General features: G+C 72.4%; 13 protein-coding genes and 1 riboswitch. Of the genes, 1 reads left to right on the top strand and 12 read right to left on the bottom strand.

The genetic code is table 11. From position 1 onward, the window contains the following. Positions 1–96 precede the first annotated feature (96 nt). From ACQPZX_RS36015 to rpe, 5 genes are all read right to left on the bottom strand, one after another. Positions 97–1,302, bottom strand: a complete 1,206-nt coding sequence (locus ACQPZX_RS36015) for a bifunctional 3,4-dihydroxy-2-butanone-4-phosphate synthase/GTP cyclohydrolase II (RefSeq protein WP_433365536.1) — start codon at positions 1,300–1,302, stop codon at positions 97–99. Beyond that, entirely contained in the window at positions 1,302–1,895 is a 594-nt protein-coding gene (locus tag ACQPZX_RS36020; protein WP_433365539.1) for a riboflavin synthase, read from the bottom strand. The genes ACQPZX_RS36015 and ACQPZX_RS36020 overlap by 1 nt, the downstream gene beginning before the upstream one ends. Then, entirely contained in the window at positions 1,895–2,950 is a 1,056-nt protein-coding gene (gene ribD / locus ACQPZX_RS36025; RefSeq protein ID WP_433365542.1) for a bifunctional diaminohydroxyphosphoribosylaminopyrimidine deaminase/5-amino-6-(5-phosphoribosylamino)uracil reductase RibD, read from the bottom strand. Before ribD ends, ACQPZX_RS36020 begins: the two co-directional genes overlap by 1 nt. A gap of 139 nt (positions 2,951–3,089) precedes the next feature. Next, a riboswitch (FMN riboswitch) is annotated at positions 3,090–3,275 on the bottom strand. Positions 3,276–3,722: 447 nt separating this feature from the next. Further along, positions 3,723–4,733 carry a GGDEF domain-containing response regulator gene (locus tag ACQPZX_RS36030; RefSeq protein ID WP_433365545.1) on the bottom strand — a complete coding sequence of 337 codons (1,011 nt, stop codon included), beginning with the start codon at positions 4,731–4,733 and terminating at the stop codon, positions 3,723–3,725. 48 nt (positions 4,734–4,781) lie between these two features. After that, the gene (rpe, locus tag ACQPZX_RS36035; protein ID WP_433365548.1) at positions 4,782–5,462 is read right to left on the bottom strand and encodes a ribulose-phosphate 3-epimerase; all 681 of its coding nucleotides are present in this window, start codon (positions 5,460–5,462) and stop codon (positions 4,782–4,784) included. A gap of 92 nt (positions 5,463–5,554) precedes the next feature. Between rpe and ACQPZX_RS36040 the strand changes: the two genes are divergently transcribed. Continuing rightward, complete coding sequence (locus ACQPZX_RS36040) at positions 5,555–6,403, top strand: septum formation family protein (protein ID WP_433365551.1); 849 nt, start codon at positions 5,555–5,557, stop codon at positions 6,401–6,403. On the opposite strand, the gene ACQPZX_RS36045 is transcribed toward ACQPZX_RS36040, so the two are convergent. From ACQPZX_RS36045 to ACQPZX_RS36075, 7 genes are all read right to left on the bottom strand, one after another. After that, positions 6,400–7,875 carry an RsmB/NOP family class I SAM-dependent RNA methyltransferase gene (locus ACQPZX_RS36045; protein WP_433365554.1) on the bottom strand — a complete coding sequence of 492 codons (1,476 nt, stop codon included), beginning with the start codon at positions 7,873–7,875 and terminating at the stop codon, positions 6,400–6,402. The genes ACQPZX_RS36040 and ACQPZX_RS36045 overlap by 4 nt on opposite strands. Continuing rightward, positions 7,872–8,798, bottom strand: coding sequence for a methionyl-tRNA formyltransferase (fmt, locus tag ACQPZX_RS36050; protein ID WP_433385611.1), 927 nt, complete (start codon positions 8,796–8,798; stop codon positions 7,872–7,874). Before fmt ends, ACQPZX_RS36045 begins: the two co-directional genes overlap by 4 nt. Positions 8,799–8,803: 5 nt before the next feature. Beyond that, positions 8,804–9,361, bottom strand: a complete 558-nt coding sequence (gene def, locus ACQPZX_RS36055) for a peptide deformylase (RefSeq protein WP_433365557.1) — start codon at positions 9,359–9,361, stop codon at positions 8,804–8,806. 61 nt (positions 9,362–9,422) lie between these two features. Next, the gene (locus ACQPZX_RS36060; protein ID WP_433365560.1) at positions 9,423–10,628 is read right to left on the bottom strand and encodes a cytochrome P450; all 1,206 of its coding nucleotides are present in this window, start codon (positions 10,626–10,628) and stop codon (positions 9,423–9,425) included. An 8-nt stretch (positions 10,629–10,636) separates the two neighbouring features. Next, positions 10,637–12,304, bottom strand: coding sequence for a hypothetical protein (locus ACQPZX_RS36065; RefSeq protein WP_433365563.1), 1,668 nt, complete (start codon positions 12,302–12,304; stop codon positions 10,637–10,639). Positions 12,305–12,371: 67 nt separating this feature from the next. Beyond that, the gene (locus ACQPZX_RS36070) at positions 12,372–14,654 is read right to left on the bottom strand and encodes a primosomal protein N' (RefSeq protein WP_433385614.1); all 2,283 of its coding nucleotides are present in this window, start codon (positions 14,652–14,654) and stop codon (positions 12,372–12,374) included. Positions 14,655–14,757: 103 nt separating this feature from the next. Further along, the gene (locus ACQPZX_RS36075) at positions 14,758–15,348 is read right to left on the bottom strand and encodes a TetR family transcriptional regulator (protein WP_433365566.1); all 591 of its coding nucleotides are present in this window, start codon (positions 15,346–15,348) and stop codon (positions 14,758–14,760) included. Between the last annotated feature and the right edge of the window lie 33 nt (positions 15,349–15,381).

The following is a 15,381-nucleotide window of genomic DNA, read 5'->3' on the forward strand; positions in this document are numbered from 1 at the left end:
GCCGAATCCAACACCGGGATGCGACCGCTTCGCGGCCGACGCCAGCCACCACCTGGACCTCGCCTCACTCCCCCGTGATCGACAGGACAGGGCCTATCAGCCGAGGGCTTCGAAAAGATGCCCCATGCGATCCCGCTTGGTCCGCAGGTAGTGCACGTTCTCGGGGTGCAGCCGCACCGGCAGCGCCTCCCGGCCGGTAACGGTCAGCCCGTACCCCTCGAGCCCTGCTCTTTTGGCGGGGTTGTTGGTGAGCAGTCGCATCGAGCGCACGCCCAGGTCGTAGAGGATCTGCGCCCCGGTCCCGTAGTCCCGCGCGTCGGCCGGCAGGCCCAGCTCGAGGTTGGCGTCCACCGTGTCGAAGCCCTTGTCCTGCAGCTGGTACGCCTGCAGCTTGTGCAGCAGGCCGATCCCCCGGCCCTCGTGCCCGCGCATGTAGAGCACCACGCCCCGGCCGGCCTCGGCGACCCGCGCCAGCGCCGCGTCCAGCTGGGGGCCGCAATCGCAGCGCCGCGAGCCGAAGACGTCCCCGGTCAGGCACTCCGAGTGCACCCGCACCAACACGTCCGCGCCGTCGCCGATCTCGCCGTAGACCAGAGCCACGTGCTCGCCGTCGTCGACCAGCGCGCGGTAGCCGACCGCGGTGAACTCGCCGTGCTCGGTGGGCAGCTTGGTCTCGACCACCCGCTCGACCTGCCGCTCCTGCTGCCGCCGGTAGGCGACCAGGTCGGCGATCGTGATCAGCGAGAGGTCGTGCTCCTTGGCGAACCGCTCGAGGTCGGGACGCCGCTGCATGGTGCCGTCGTCGTTGACCATCTCGCAGAGCACGCCGGCCGGCCGCAGCCCGGCCAGCTCGGCGAGGTCGATCGCGGCCTCGGTGTGCCCCGGCCGGCGCAGCACGCCGCCTGCCTTGGCACGCAACGGCACGACGTGGCCGGGACGGGAGAGGTCGGTGGGGCGGGTGTCCGGCGAGGAGAGCAACCGCAGCGTACGGGCGCGGTCGGCGGCCGAGATGCCGGTGCTCACGCCCGAGGCCGCGTCGACCGCCACCGCGTACGCGGTCCCGCGCCGGTCCTGGTTGGTGTGGTACATCGGCGGCAGGTCGAGGCGGTCGGCCTCCTCCTCGGTGATCGGCGCGCAGATGTATCCCGAGGTGTAGCGGACCATGAACGCGACCAGCTCCGGCGTGGCCTTCTCGGCCGCGAAGATCAGGTCGCCCTCGTTCTCCCGGTCCTCGTCGTCGACCACGATCACGGCCCGGCCGGCGGCGATGTCGGCGATCGCCCGCTCAATGTCTTCGAACATCATCGGCTCCCCAGCATCTTTTCCACGTACTTGGCGATCACGTCGACCTCGAGGTTCACCGGGTCGCCGGCGGTCTTGGATCCCAGGACGGTCAGCTTCAGCGTGGTCGGGATCAGTCCGACGCTGAACGATTCGTCGTCCACCGCCATGACGGTCAGCGAGACCCCGTCGACGGTGATCGAGCCCTTCTCCACCACGTACTTGGCCAGGTTTTCCGGCAGCGAGAAGCGCAGCACCTCCCACTCCGACTCGGGCGTGCGGTCGAGGATCGTGGCGACCCCATCCACGTGCCCCTGCACCAGGTGTCCGCCGAGCCGGCTGCCCACGGTCGCCGCGCGCTCCAGGTTGACCTGGCTGCCCACCCGCAGCGCGCCGAGCGACGACCGCCGCAGCGTCTCGCCCATCACGTCGGCGGTGAACACGCCGTCGACGTTCTCGATCACGGTGAGACAGACCCCGTTGACCGAGATCGAGTCGCCGTGCCCTGCGTCGGAGGTGACGACAGGTCCGCGTACCGCGATGACGGCGGAGTCGCCGCCCGCGTCGACGAGGCGGACCACCTCACCCAACTCCTCGACGATGCCTGTGAACATCAGCTCTCCTTTTGCCGGAGCGAAGCTGTGAAGCGCAGGTCGGGGCCGATCTGCGCGATGTCGGTGAGATCCAGCTCGATGGCGTCGCCGATCGTGGTGACGCCCGCGTCGACCAGCGCCGGCTTGCCGGCGCCGAGCAGCTTCGGCGCGACGTACCCGATCACCTGGTCGACGAGCCCGGCGGCCAGGAACGAGCCGGCCAGCGTCGGGCCGCCCTCCAGCAACACCGAGCGGATGCCGCGGCCGAAGAGGCCGGCGAGCAGGGAATGCAGGTCGACGCGGCCGTCCGGCCCCGCGCCGACCTCGGCCGTGGTGACGATCCAGGTGGGAGCGGCGACGTCGCGGACGCGAGCTTTTTCCGGCGTACGCCCGGAGGAGTCGACAACCACACGCAACGGCTGCTTGATCGCGAGGGTGCCGTCCTTGAGGTCGCGCACGGTCAGCTGCGGGTCATCGGCGATCACCGTGCCGGCGCCCACCATGATCGCGTCCATCGTGCTGCGCAGCACGTGCACGTCGGTGCGCGCCGGCGCCGAGGTGATCCATTGGCTGGTGTTGTCGGCGGCCGCCGAGCGGCCGTCCAGCGTCGCGGCGAACTTCCAGGTCACGTACGGCCGCCCGCGACGCACCGCGGTCAGCCAGGCGACGTTGCCCTGCTCCGCCTCCTTGCGCCGCACGCCGGTCTCGACCTGCACACCGGCGGCCCGCAGCGTGGTCGCCCCACCGGCCGCGACCGGCGTCGGATCGTCCACCGCGATCACCACGCGCCGGACACCCGCGTTGATCAGGGCATGGCTGCACGGCCCCGTCCGGCCGGTGTGGTTGCAGGGCTCGAGGGTGACCACGGCGGTGCCGCCGCGCGCCCGCTCGCCGGCCTGCGCCAGCGCCACGATCTCGGCGTGCGGCCCGCCCGCGTAGGCGTGGAAACCCTCGCCGACGATCTCGCCGTCGCCGTCGAGCAGGATGCAGCCGACGACCGGGTTGGGGCTGGTCGTGCCGAGGCCCCGGGCGGCCAGCGCGATCGCGCGGCGCATCGCCTCGTCCTCGGTCACCATCCGCTTCGTTCCTCTCGAGCGCGGTACGGTCACGCGCTGAAGAGAAGCGGGAGATAACGCCAAGAATCGGACAACCGGGTACGCTGCGCGCACCCCGGCCGACATCAGGCACGCCTACGCGAGCCCTCGGTCCGATTCCGCGCGCTGTCTCCCATCCGGACTGTCTGACCGTGCGGCTCGTTGCCTCGCCGCTCGATCAACCGTCGGCCCCGGATTTTCACCAGGTCCACCGTCCGTCATGGTCGACGTCCGGGTCGCGGGCTTACCGACGCTTGCGCGTCGGATCACCGCCGGTTCGGAATTTCACCGAGTCCCGCCAGCGCGTGGTGGGTTACCCCCGAGTCTGTCACGAGCGATCGGCTTTGCCACCATCTCCGCGAGCCATCTCACATCCACCCGGAAAACCGCAGCTCAGCGACGCGCGCCGCCCACCCCACCGCGCCCGGCCGCCGGCGAACCGCTGTCGCCACCGCCATCGGCGCCCGCCACCGATTCCCGCAAAGCGGCAACAACGCTCACATAGCGGGATCCGCGCTCGACTGCCCCGCTCACCGAACGAACCACCGGCAAGGGCACCGCCCCGCCTCGGACCACCCCCGCACGGCACCGGAAATATCCGCTTTTAGCCAGGCGCCAGTTGATCACAACGTCGAAGGATGATGACGTGCTGTTCGCAGCAAACAGCAATTCATCAAGATCGGCCAACGACGACCGCGCCGGGCGAGGCGGGCCGGCGTGGCGCGGCGCACCCACAGGCAGCGCGGCAGTGGCGTTACTCGCCGGGGTCGGCGACGGTGCGGCGGCGGTCGATCGCCACGTAGGAGCCGGGCTGCGACTTGGCGACCTTCTTCATCTCGGAGGCCACCGCGATCACCACCCGCGGGTCGGCGAACATGCGGCCGTCCAACGTTGCCTGGGCCACGCCGATCGAGAGCGTCACCAGGGCCGCCCGGTTCTTGTTGCCGCGGCGGTCCGGGACCTCGATGTAGCCGCGCTCGGCGTCCGAGGCGTCGTACAGCTGGTCGGCAGCCTGTTCGAAATCGGTCACCGTCTTCTTCGTGAGCGGCAGCACCTGGTCGGGCGCGCAGATGAAGACGAAGTCGTCGCCGCCGATGTGGCCCAGGAAGATCGACGGCTGGCCGACCGAGGTCACCGCCTTGTGCAGGCTGCGCGCGAGGGCGGTGATGAACTCGTCGCCGCGGTCGAAGCCGTACACGTCATTGACGCTCTTGAATCTGTCGATGTCGATGTAACCGACCGAGTACTCGCCGCCCGCCTTCATCCGGTCGGCGATCTCGCGCCGGACCCGGGCGTTGCCGGGCAGGCCGGTGAGCGGGGAGACCTCGCGGAACTCCTTGTTGCGCCGCAGCGTGGAGGTGACCCGGGCCAGCAACTCGGCCGTGTCGAACGGCTTGACCAGGTAGTCGTCGACGCCCGCGGTCAGGCCGACCACCTTGTCGACGGTCATGCTCTTGGCGGTCAGCATGATCACCGGAAGGGCCGACGTGAGCGGCTCGGCGCGCAGCCGGCGGGTGAGCTCGACCCCGTCCATCCGGGGCATCATCCAGTCGACGACGGCCAGGTCGGGCCGGTTGTCCTGCATGATCTCGAGGGCGTCCTCGCCGTCCTTGGCCCGGATCACGTCGTAGCCGTGCACCTTCAGGTTGAACTCGACGAAACCCGCGATGTCCTGATCGTCGTCGACGACGAGGATCAGATCGGGCCGCTCCTCCGGCTCCGGACCGAGCCCGTCCACCTCGTCACGCACCACGCCGGTGCTCATCCCTGACCCCGCTCCCGCCTGCCCGCATCCAGCCCGAGGAAATGCCGCTCAATCATGCGACGACTGCGCCGCGGCGGCCAGTGCCCGCAAGTGGCGAACGGCCTCGGCCGGATCGGCGGCCCCGTAGACCGCCGTGCCCGCCACGAACGCGTCGGCGCCCGCCTCGGCGGCCTGGGCGATGGTGTCGGCCGCGATGCCGCCGTCGACCTCGAGGCGCACCTCGAGATCCTTGGCCCGGATGCGGCGGCGCACGTCGCGCACCTTGTCGAGCATTTCGGGCATGAACCGCTGCCCGCCGAAACCTGCCTTGATCGTCATGATCAGCAACGTGTCGATGTACGGGAGGAGCTCGAGGTAGGGCTCCACCGGAGTGTCCCGGTCGATCGCGAGGCCCGCCTTGGATCCCGCGGCCCGCAGCGTCTTGGCCAGGGCCACCGGGTTCTCGCAGGCCTCGGCGTGGAAGGTCACGTTGTACGCCCCGGCCTCCGCGTACCCCGGCGCCCAGCGCTCGGGGTCGGTGATCATCAGGTGCACGTCGAACGGGATGCTCGTCGCCTTGCGCAGGCTCTGCACCACGGGCAGGCCGATGGTCAGGTTGGGCACGAAGTGGTTGTCCATGACATCGACGTGCACCCAGTCGGCCGCGAGCTCGATGGCGGCCACCTCGTCGGCGAGCCGGGAGAAGTCGGCGGCCAGGATGCTCGGCGCGATGATCGGATTTGCTTCCACGGACGCAGTCTATGGGTTGAGCCGGGCGGCAAAACGGACGGACGCGAAGCACACGTTAGAGTGACCCGTCCGGGCGGCCTGGGGAGGCGATCATGCGACGGTGGATGGCTGCCATTGCCATGATCGCGTGCACCGCCCTGGCCGGCTGCGGCGTCGATCTCCCCCGCGGTGTCGACGGCGATCTGACCAACAACTGGAAGCCGATGGCCGCCGCCGCCCAGTTCCGCCCGCAGGCCGGCGCCTGCCACGCCGACCTGGCAAAGAACGCGACGCCCGACGACTACGAGCCCGTCCCGTGCACCGGCGCGCACCTGGCCGAGACCGTGGCGGTCGCCGAGGTGAGCAAGCAGAGCCAGGCCTACGCCACCTGCTCGAAGAAGGCCAGCGCCTTCCTGGGCGGCGACTGGCGCACCGGCTGGGTGGTGCTGCAACCGGTGCTCCCGACCCGCGAGGCGTGGTCGGGCGGTGCCCGCTGGGTGCGCTGCGACGTCGCCGAGACCTCACCGGTCGACGGCGCCTTGGTCCGCCGTCAGGGCAGCATGAAGGGCGCCGTCAAGGCGGGCGGCAAGCTGCGGATGGCCTGCGCGAACCCGACGATCGACGGCGACTCGGTGACCGAGATGCACCCGGTGGCCTGCGCCGGCACGCACACCGCCGAGTTCGCCGGCCTGTTCGCCACCGACCGCGCCAGGTCGTCGCAGCTCTCCAGCGACGAGCTGGCCGAGGGCTGCGACACGGCGATCGCGAAGTTCACCGGCCTGCCCGACGACGACACCCTGCCGAGCCGGATCGGCTGGCTGGGCTTCCCGCCCGACGACGCGGCGTGGACGATGGGCGACCGGGCGATCCGCTGCTTCCTGTGGCTCAACGGCGAGAAGATGAAGGGCTCCTACCGCGACGCCGGCACCGCCAAGCTCAAAATCCACTACAAGAAGCGCTAGGCCGTACGCCTCAGCACGGCGAGGAACATCGCGTCGGTCCCGTGGCGATGCGGCCACAGCTGCACCGTCGGGCCCGGCCCGAGACCCGGCATGCCAGGCGGCAGCAGCGGCCGCGCGTCGACGAAGTCCACCTCGACCCCGCTGCGCCGCGCCCCCTCGGTGACCGTCACCTGCGTCTCGACCATGTGCGGCGAGCAGGTCACGTACGCGACCAAGCCGCCGGGCCGCACCGCCCGCAACGCCGCCACCAGCAGTTCCCGCTGCAGCTTGGTCAGCGCCGGCAGGTCGGACGGCTGCCGCCGCCAGCGCGACTCCGGCCGCCGCCGCAGCGAGCCCAGGCCCGTGCACGGCGCGTCCACCAGCACCCGGTCGAACGACTCCTCCGGCAGGTCAGGGTCGCGGCCCACCGAGCGGCCGTCCATCGGCAGCACCGTCACCGGCATGCCCTCGGTCGCGTGCTCCACGAGCCGCGCCCGGTGCTCCTGCACCTCGACCGCGGTCACCTCGGCGTTGCGCAGCGCCGCGATCGAGCCCAGCAGCCCGGCCTTGCCGCCCGGGCCCGCGCACAGGTCGAGCCACCGGGTGTCGCGGCCCTCGATCGGCGCGGCCAGCAGCGCCGCCGCCACCAGCTGGGAGCCTTCGTCCTGTACGTGCGCGCGGCCGTCGGCGATCGCCGCCAGCTCGCGCGGGGAGCCGCCGTTCAGATAGACCGCGTACGGCGAGAACGCCCCCGGCACCCCGTCGACCTCGTCGGCGAGCTCGACCGCCTCGGCCCGTCCCGGGCGCGCGCACAGGTGCACGACCGGCGCCTGGTTGTCCTCGATCAGCAGCCGCGCCGTCTCCTCGAGGTTGCCGCCGAGCGCCTCGGAGAACGCCCGCACGATCCACTGCGGGTGGTTGTGCAGCACCGAGAGGTTGCCGACCGGGTCCTCGTCGTAGGACGGGGCGAGCCGCTCGAGCCACTTCTCCAGCGGCGTCTCGCTGATCGTCCGCATCACCGCGTTGGCGAAGCCGGCCGCGCCGGGCGCGACCGAGCGCACCAGGTCGACGGTCTGGTTTACCGCGGCGTGCGCCGGCACCCGGGTGTGCAGCAGCTGGTAGGCGCCGAGCCGCAGCGCGTCGCGGGCCGGCGGGTCGATGCGGGCCACCTCGCGCCCGGCCGCCGCCCCGACGATCAGGTCGAGGGTGCCCAGCGCGCGCAGCGTGCCGTAGGTGAGCTCGGTGGCGAACGCGGCGTCCCGGCCACCGAGGCCCATGCCGCGGAGGATGTCGGCGAGCACGAGGTTCGCGTACGCGTCGTCCCGGTGGACCGCGGCGATCGCCTCGTACGCGGCCTGCCTTGCCGGATCGGACGGAGGGCGACCGCCTCGCGGAGCCCGGCCCGTGCGGGCGTCGCGTGAGTAACCCGGACCCCCGGCGGCCCGCGGCGGACGCCCAGAGCCGTGCGGCCGACCGGCCCGATGATCGGTCATGCGAACCGCTCCGACGAGTCGATCCGCAGGCCGCGGGCCCAGTCGGTGGCCGGCATCGCCCTCTTGCCCGCCGCGCGCACCTCGCCGAGCGCGACCGGCGTCGTCGCCGTGCCGACCAGTACCTGATCACGCGAGACGAGCAGGTCGCCCGGCTTCAGCGCGGCCGCGTTGGCGATCGGCGTGACCGGCCCCAATTTCACCCTGTCTTCCCGGAAAGTCGTCCATGCTCCCGGCGCCGGCGTGCACGCCCGGATCCGCCGATCCACCGCGAAGGCCGGATCGTCCCAGCGCACCCGCGCGTCCTCAACAGTGATCTTGGGAGCGAAGGTCACTCCGTCGGCCGGCTGCGGATGGGCCCGGGCCGTCCCGGCCTCGATCGCGTCGAGCACCGCCACCAGCAGCCCGGCCCCCGACAACGACAGCCGTTCCAGCAGGTCACCGGAGGTGTCCGACGACCGGATCTCCTCGGTCAGCGTGCCGTAGACGGGCCCGGTGTCGAGCCCTGCCTCCAGCTCGAAGACGCTCGCGCCGGTCACCTCGTCGCCGTGCAGCACCGCGTGCTGCACAGGCGCCGCTCCGCGCCAGGCCGGCAAAAGAGAAAAGTGCAGATTTATCCACCCGTGTCGTGGTATTTCCAAAGCGCTCGGCGGCACCAGCGCGCCATAGGCAACGACCGGCACGCAGTCGGGCGCGATCTGCTCGAGTCGCTCCAGGAACGCTGGCTCCCGGGGCTTGAGCGGCGTCAGAACCTCGATGCCCCGCTCGTCGGCCCAGGCCCCGGCGGGCGAGCGCACCAGATGACGGCCCCGCCCAGCCGGAGCGTCGGGCCTGGTCACCACGGCGGCCAAGGAATGGCTCGAAGCGGCGATCGCGTCGAGGGCGGGCAGCGTGACGGCCGGCGTGCCGGCGAAGACGAGGCGCAACCCGCTCACCGCCCCAGCCCGAAGATGCCCCGGCCGTGCGGGCTCTCCTTGACCACGGGTGGCTTGTCGACGTTGTACCACTCGGCGGCGCGGATCTGCTTCATCGCGTCCTTGCGCCCGGAGGCGTCGAGCCGGTCGAGGAAGAGCACCCCGTCGAGGTGGTCGGTCTCGTGCTGCACGCAGCGCGCCATCAGCCCGGTGCCGACCAGCTGGATCGGGTCGCCGTGCTCGTTGAAGCCGTTGGCCACCACATTTTGCCGGCGCTTGGTGTCGATGTAGATGCCCGGGATCGACAGGCAGCCCTCGGGACCGTCCTGCTCCTCCTCGTCGGGGAACGACAGCACCGGGTTGACGATGTGGCCCACCACGTCGTCGACGTCGAAGGTGAACACGCGCAGGCCCACCCCGAGCTGCGGCGCGGCCAGGCCGGCGCCCCCCTCGTCCTGCATCGTCTCGACCAGGTCGCGCACGAGCTTGCGCAGTTCCTTGTCGAAATCCACGACAGGGTCGGCCTGCGTCCGCAGGACCGGATCACCGAAGAGACGGATGGGCTGAACGGTCACGCGGCGGTACTCCTGACATTCCGGTGCGGCACCCGACCAGTCTACGGAGTGCCGCGCCGGGTCATCGCGCCAGCGTGACCGGGAGCTCCCGCCAGCCGCGCAGGTTCATCCGGGGGCGTCGCTCGGGCCGCCGCGCGAGGGCCATCCGCGGGAAGCGTCGCAGCAGCGTGGGCAGCGCGACCTGGGCTTCCAGCCGAGCGAGCGGCGCGCCGAGGCAGTAGTGCACGCCCGCGCCGAACGACAGCGGCTGCGGTCCCGCGCGTCCCGGTTCGAACGCGTCCGGTCGCGGGAAGCGCGAAGGGTCACGGTTGGCGGCGCCGAGCAGCAGGACGAGCTCGCTGCCTTCCGGAACGCGCGTCCCGCCGATCTCGGCTGGGCGGGTGGTGCGCCGCGTCGTGACCTGCACCGGCGAGTCGATGCGCAAGACCTCTTCGACGTACGCCGGGGCCAGCGCCGGATCGTCGCGCAACTTCTCCGCGTACTCCGGATGGTCGAGCAGCAGCACCACGCCGTTGCCGATCAGGTTGGTCGTCGTCTCGAAGCCCGCCACCAGCAGCAACGCCAGGTTCGCCAGCAACTCGTCGGCCGTGAGCCGCTCGCCGTCCGCCTCGTGCGCCTGCGCCAGCGCCGTGACGAGGTCGTCCCGCGGATCCTCCCGCCGCAGCGCCACCAACTGCCGGAAATACTCGGTCAACTCCCCCGCCGCCGCGTCCGCCAGCCGCCGGTCCTCCTCGTCCCAGCTGAGCTCCAGCACCCCCGTGAGCGCGCGCGCCAGCCATCGGAAGCGCCCGCGATCCGCCTCCGGCACCCCCAGCAAGGCGGTGATCACCCCGATCGGGAGGGCATAGGCCAGGCGATCCATAAGATCAATTTCCGACGCGTACGCCTCCGCGGCGTCCAGCGCGGTATCGACCTGTTCCGCGATCACGTCCCGCAGGCCCACCACCCGCCGCGCGGTGAACACGCCGGCGGCAAGCCGTCGCATGCGCGTGTGCCGTGGCGGATTGGCTTGCAGCATCGAGTCGGCGAACAGGGCCAGCGCCTTGCTCTCCCGCCACCCCGGCGAGCCGGCGTCGAAGAGCTCACGGTCATAGGTGATCGTCGCCGGGTCGCGCAGCGCCCGATCGACCGCGTCGTAACCGCCCACCAGAAACGCCCGGTCGGCGAACTGCAGCACCGGCCCGTGCGCATGCAGCGCCGCGTACGCCTCGTGCGGCTCCTGCCCACTCCCCGAGAACACCATCTCCGCGGCTTCATAGGCGTCCATGCCGTCGATCATCCGCTCCGGTCGCAACCCCGCTTCCGGACGAGCGTGGCCAGCTGATGAATCCCGCACGCGTGCACCGCGACACTCGGATCGAGCCGCATCCCCGCCGCCAGGACCCGCCCGCTGATCTCCCGGGCCAGCCCCACATCGGCCAGCGGCGTGACCGCCAGCAGCGCCGCGCCGCCGCCCGCGACGGCCAGCCCCGGATCCCCGCGCAGCAGCTGCCGCAGCGCCTCCACCACGTGCGGCCGCCCCACCGCCGCGGCGGCCAGCACGATCAGTCCTCGCCCGGTGTACCTGGGCGCCTCTTCGAAGAGCCCGGCCAGGACGTCGGCACACCACGGATCGGCGAGGCTCTCAGGTTGGTCCCCCGGCAGGCACAGCCCGATGAAGTCCTCCGCAAGCCGGTCCGGCGTGAACGGCTCCAGCACCATCCCCGCGACCGCGGCCGGATAGCAGCGAGAATGCCCGTCAACAATCTGTTGCGCCGTCATCCCCGAGGCGCCCGGCAGCCCGACGCGGTCAAGCAGTCCCACCCCATCTCGTGACGGCAGCGCCCCCGTGACAGCGGCCACGAACGCCGCCCGAGCCATGCCCAGCGCGCGTTTCTCCCCGTGCAGCACCCCCCAGTACCGCCGCTCCCGATGCAGCAGCCACCGCGACAGCTCTCCCGCCCGCTCCGGCGGCCGATCCCCACGAGCGTGCGCGTCCACCACCGCAAGGGCAGCCATGTGCACAGTCAGCACCGACCCGTAGGCCAGATCCTCCGCGCCACCCGGCAGCCTCACCGGTTCCGGCGCCCGAACCCCATAGACCTGCGCAAACCGCCGGCACGCCGCCTCGAACAGCTCCCGCCGCCCGTCCTCTCCGATCGCAACGGGCTCCAGCGCCAGAGGCCGCTCCGCAACGATCCCCAGCTCCTCACACACCGCGTCGGCAGCTCCCCACCCGGCGAGCGACCGCCCGAGCAGCAGCACCCGAAGACGCCCGCGACGCCCAGCCACCCATGCCAGCAGCGCCTGCAGGTCCTGCGGCGGCCACCGCTCCGCATAGTCCACGACGACAAGCAGCCCCACCCCACCTGTCCCCGCCGCGCCTGTCCCCGCCGCGCCTGTCCCCGCCGCGCCCGTCCACGCCGCGCCCGTCCACGCCGGCGCTTGGCCGCCCGGCGCCCGGCCCATCGGCACCTCGCCCAGCGGCTGCCCACCCAACGGCAGCCCATCCGGCGGCAAGTCGCGCAGCGGGCGTCCGCCGAGCGGGGTGTCGGCCCGATGGCGGGCCCAGCCGACCGTCCAGCCGTGCGCGGCGGCCTCTTCGGCGGCTCGGACCGCGAGGCGCGTCTTGCCCTGGCCGCCGGGCGCGTGCACGAGCCACGCCGCCCGCCGGGGCCCCTCGTCGCGCCACCGTGCCAGGCACGCGAGCTCGCCTCGCCGCCCGGCGAACGGAATCACCCGCCGCCGGGTGTTGAGCAACTTGCTCGGCTGCTCCCGCAACGCGACCAGGTCGGCAAGCTCGGGCGGCGCCTCGTCCGGCAGGCTCTCCACCGTGAACGGCGGCCCGTCCGCCCCGAAGATGTTCGTCGTGATCGGGGCGTACACGTCGCCGCCGACACCGACCGCCCCAGCTCCCGCGGCGTGGACGGTCATCCCGCCCACGGGGCGTCCCGTCGTCGTCACGGCGCCATTAGAGGGCCATCCCGGTGCCCGGGCAAATCCGGTCACCCGATCGGAGCTCACTCTTGACTTAGAAGATCGTCAATGGGTCGACCTCCGTCCGGACGGTCAGCGCCGCCTTCTTGGCGCTGCGCACCGCGGCGGCCTCGTGCAGCGCGTGCGCCATCGCCGCGGCCTGGGAGCGGGATGTCCGTACCAGCATCCGCTCCTGGTCGTCGTCGGCCGGGACCGGGCCGAGCAGCTCGGCGCCGTCGGGCAGCCGGGCCGCCGCGAGCAGCTCGGCCACCGCCTCGGGCTTGCCGGTGAGGCTCGCCATCCGCGCCGCCGGCGGGAAGCCCAGCTCGCGCCGCTCGGCGAGCTCCCGGGCCGCGAACCACCCCGGCTCCCACCGGATCAGCGCCTGCACCGTCGTCAGCGACCCGTCGGCCACCACCACGACCCGCCCGCCCTGCGAGCCGGGCTTGGCCAGCGCCGAAGCGTTGAACCACCGCCGCATCGTCTCCTCGGCCGCCCGCAGGTCGGAACGGGTCAGCAGCGCCCACGTGTCGAGCAGCAGCACCGCGCCGAACCCGCCCTCGGCGTGCGGCTCGGCCCCCGGCGTGGCCACGACCACCGAGGGCGCCTGCGGGACCGTGCCGATGATCTCGTCGCGCCCCGACGTGCGTACCGTGACGCCCGGGAAGGCTCGTCCCAGCTCCTCGGCCGTGCGCCGCGCCCCGATCACGGAGGCGCGCAGTCGCCGCTCCCCGCAGGCCGGGCAGGTGTAGGCCGGCGACACCCGCCCGCACCACCGGCAGCTGGGCACGTCCCGCGACCCGGAGAGCGCGAGCGGCCCCGAACAGTGCGGACACCGCGCCGGCGTCCGGCACTCGGCACAGGCCACCGACGGCAGGTACCCCCGCCGCGGCACCTGCACCAGCACCGGTGCGCCGGCCTGCAACGCCTTGCGCGCCGTCTCCCACGCGATGCTGGGCAGCCGCGCGGTGGCCGCACCCGGGTCCCGCGCCAGCTGCGGGTCGTCCCCGGTGGGCGCCACCCCCGGCGCCCGCGCCCGAAGCACGTCGCGGGCCGCCGAGATCTCCTTGGCCCACCCGGTTTCCAGCAGCAGCTGCGCCTCTCCCGTACGAGCGTGCCCCGCCACCATCGCGGCGCACTCCGCCAGCCGGGCCCTTGTCAGCAGCACCTCCCGGGCATGTGGATACGGCGACCGCGGCTCGGCGTGCAGGTCGTCCCCGTCGTCCCAGATGACGACCAGCCCGAGCTTGGCGACCGGCGCCCACATCGCCGCCCGCGTGCCCACCACCACCGGCACCTGATGCCGGCTGGCCCGCAGGAACCGCCGGTACCGCTCGGCCGGCCCCAGCGCCGCGTTCAGCGCGACGTGCCGTCCCGCCCCCAGCACCTCGCCCAGCGCCCGGTCGACCCGCTCGAGGTCCCGCGCATCCGCCACGACGATGACCGTCCCGCGCCCGCCCCGAGCCGTGGCCGCCGCCGCCTCGGCGATCCGCAGCGCCCAGTCCTCCCCCGGCAGAGCACTCCAGACGGCTCGAGCCCCGCGCCCGTCCTCGAGCGCTTTCAGAAACGCCGGCCCGGCCACATACGAATCCCACCCACCAGGTGCCGGCCCCCGAATCTCCCCCAGCCCGCCACCCGCGAAGCCGTCCCCAGCGAGGCCGCCACGAGCGTCACCAGCCGAGCCGCTCACCACGTCACCCGCGGACTCGCTCACCGCATCGCCCGCCGAGCGCCTCACCACGTCGCCCACCGCGCCACCTGCGGGGCCGCTCGCCACGTCGCCCACCGCGCCACCCGCGGAGCCTCTCACCGCATCGCCCGCCGAGCCGCTCACCAGCACGCTCCCAGACGAGGCGGCGGTCGAGGCGCCATCGGCATCCGACTCCACCGAGCCACCCATGGCAACCGCCAGCTCAGCCGGCCCACCCGCCGACGCCGCCGAGTCACCCGTCGCAGCCGCCAACGCCGCCGAGTCATCCGCGTCGGCCGAAGCCGGCGACGATGCCGCAGCCGCAGACGCCTGCCCCTCGACCCGCGCATGGCGCGGCGGCACCGCCAGCCGCAGCACGTCGCACAGGTTCCCCGCATACCGATCGGCGATCGCCCGGGCCAGCCGCGCCACCTCGGGGTCGAGGACCTGCTCCCCCGAGACCACTTTGTCGAGATAAGCCAGCTTGCCCCCGTGCGGCGACGACTCGGCCCTCTCCAGCAGGAAGCCCGAGATCAGCTGCCCCGCGAACCGCACCTTGACCCGCACCCCCGCCCGGGCGACCGAGTCGAGATCTGCCGGCACGAGGTAGTCGAAGGGCCGGTCGAGGTGGGCCAACGGCACATCCACGCACACCCGGGCCACCGGCAGCCGTTCCGCCGGGACCCTCTCGCCGCGCGTGCTCTTGCTAGTCATCGCCGAACATTCTGCCCGGCACCCCCGACAAGAACCGTCACCGAAGCACGCCGGCCAGCGCCGCCGTGATGGCCCGCTCCACCTCTCGGTCCGAGGGCGGCGTCCCATCCCGGTCGGCGAACATCAAATGCCCCGTCCCGATCAGCATCCCCGCCACCATCTGCAGGTCCGCGTCCGGCTTCACCCGTCTGAGCTTCTGCTCGGCCGCGAGGTAAGACGTGATCATCACGGCCGCCTCCGCCAGCACCGGCACCCCGGGGGTGGACCGCACCGCCCGCAGCCGGGCCCGCAGGTCGTCGCGGAACGTGATCAAGCTGACGATCGCGACCGCAACCGACCCGAACAACTCCCGCAGCGCCTCCCGCAAGTTTTCCGCCACCGTGCCGGTGCCCGCGATGGAGAGGAGCTGCTCCGTCTCCAACTTGAGCCGGCCGATCCGATCGAAGACCAACTCGGTCAGAAACTCGTCGAAGTCGGCGAAATGCCGATGCAGCACGCCCTTGGCAAACCCCGCCTCGGTGGTCACCGCCCGGCTGGTCAGCGCATGCGGCCCGTCGCGCAACAACACCCGCTCCGCGGCCGCGAACAATTGCTCCCGTACGTCCCGGTACGCCACACCCGTCGGCACACGACCTCCCGCACACGTTGAAGAGTGGGCGCT

The organism is Actinoplanes sp. CA-142083, assembly GCF_050942195.1.
Classification (GTDB): Bacteria; Actinomycetota; Actinomycetes; order Mycobacteriales; family Micromonosporaceae; genus Actinoplanes.

Excerpts from the sequence above, each read along its gene's own strand:
- ACQPZX_RS36015 (WP_433365536.1), bottom strand. The coding sequence starts at position 1,302 with ATGTTCGAAGACATTGAGCGGGCGATCGCCGACATCGCCGCCGGCCGG.
- ACQPZX_RS36020 (WP_433365539.1), bottom strand. The coding sequence starts at position 1,895 with ATGTTCACAGGCATCGTCGAGGAGTTGGGTGAGGTGGTCCGCCTCGTC.
- ribD (WP_433365542.1), bottom strand. The coding sequence starts at position 2,950 with ATGGTGACCGAGGACGAGGCGATGCGCCGCGCGATCGCGCTGGCCGCC.
- ACQPZX_RS36030 (WP_433365545.1), bottom strand. The coding sequence starts at position 4,733 with ATGAGCACCGGCGTGGTGCGTGACGAGGTGGACGGGCTCGGTCCGGAG.
- ACQPZX_RS36040 (WP_433365551.1), top strand. The coding sequence starts at position 5,555 with ATGCGACGGTGGATGGCTGCCATTGCCATGATCGCGTGCACCGCCCTG.
- ACQPZX_RS36045 (WP_433365554.1), bottom strand. The coding sequence starts at position 7,875 with ATGACCGATCATCGGGCCGGTCGGCCGCACGGCTCTGGGCGTCCGCCG.
- ACQPZX_RS36060 (WP_433365560.1), bottom strand. The coding sequence starts at position 10,628 with ATGGACGCCTATGAAGCCGCGGAGATGGTGTTCTCGGGGAGTGGGCAG.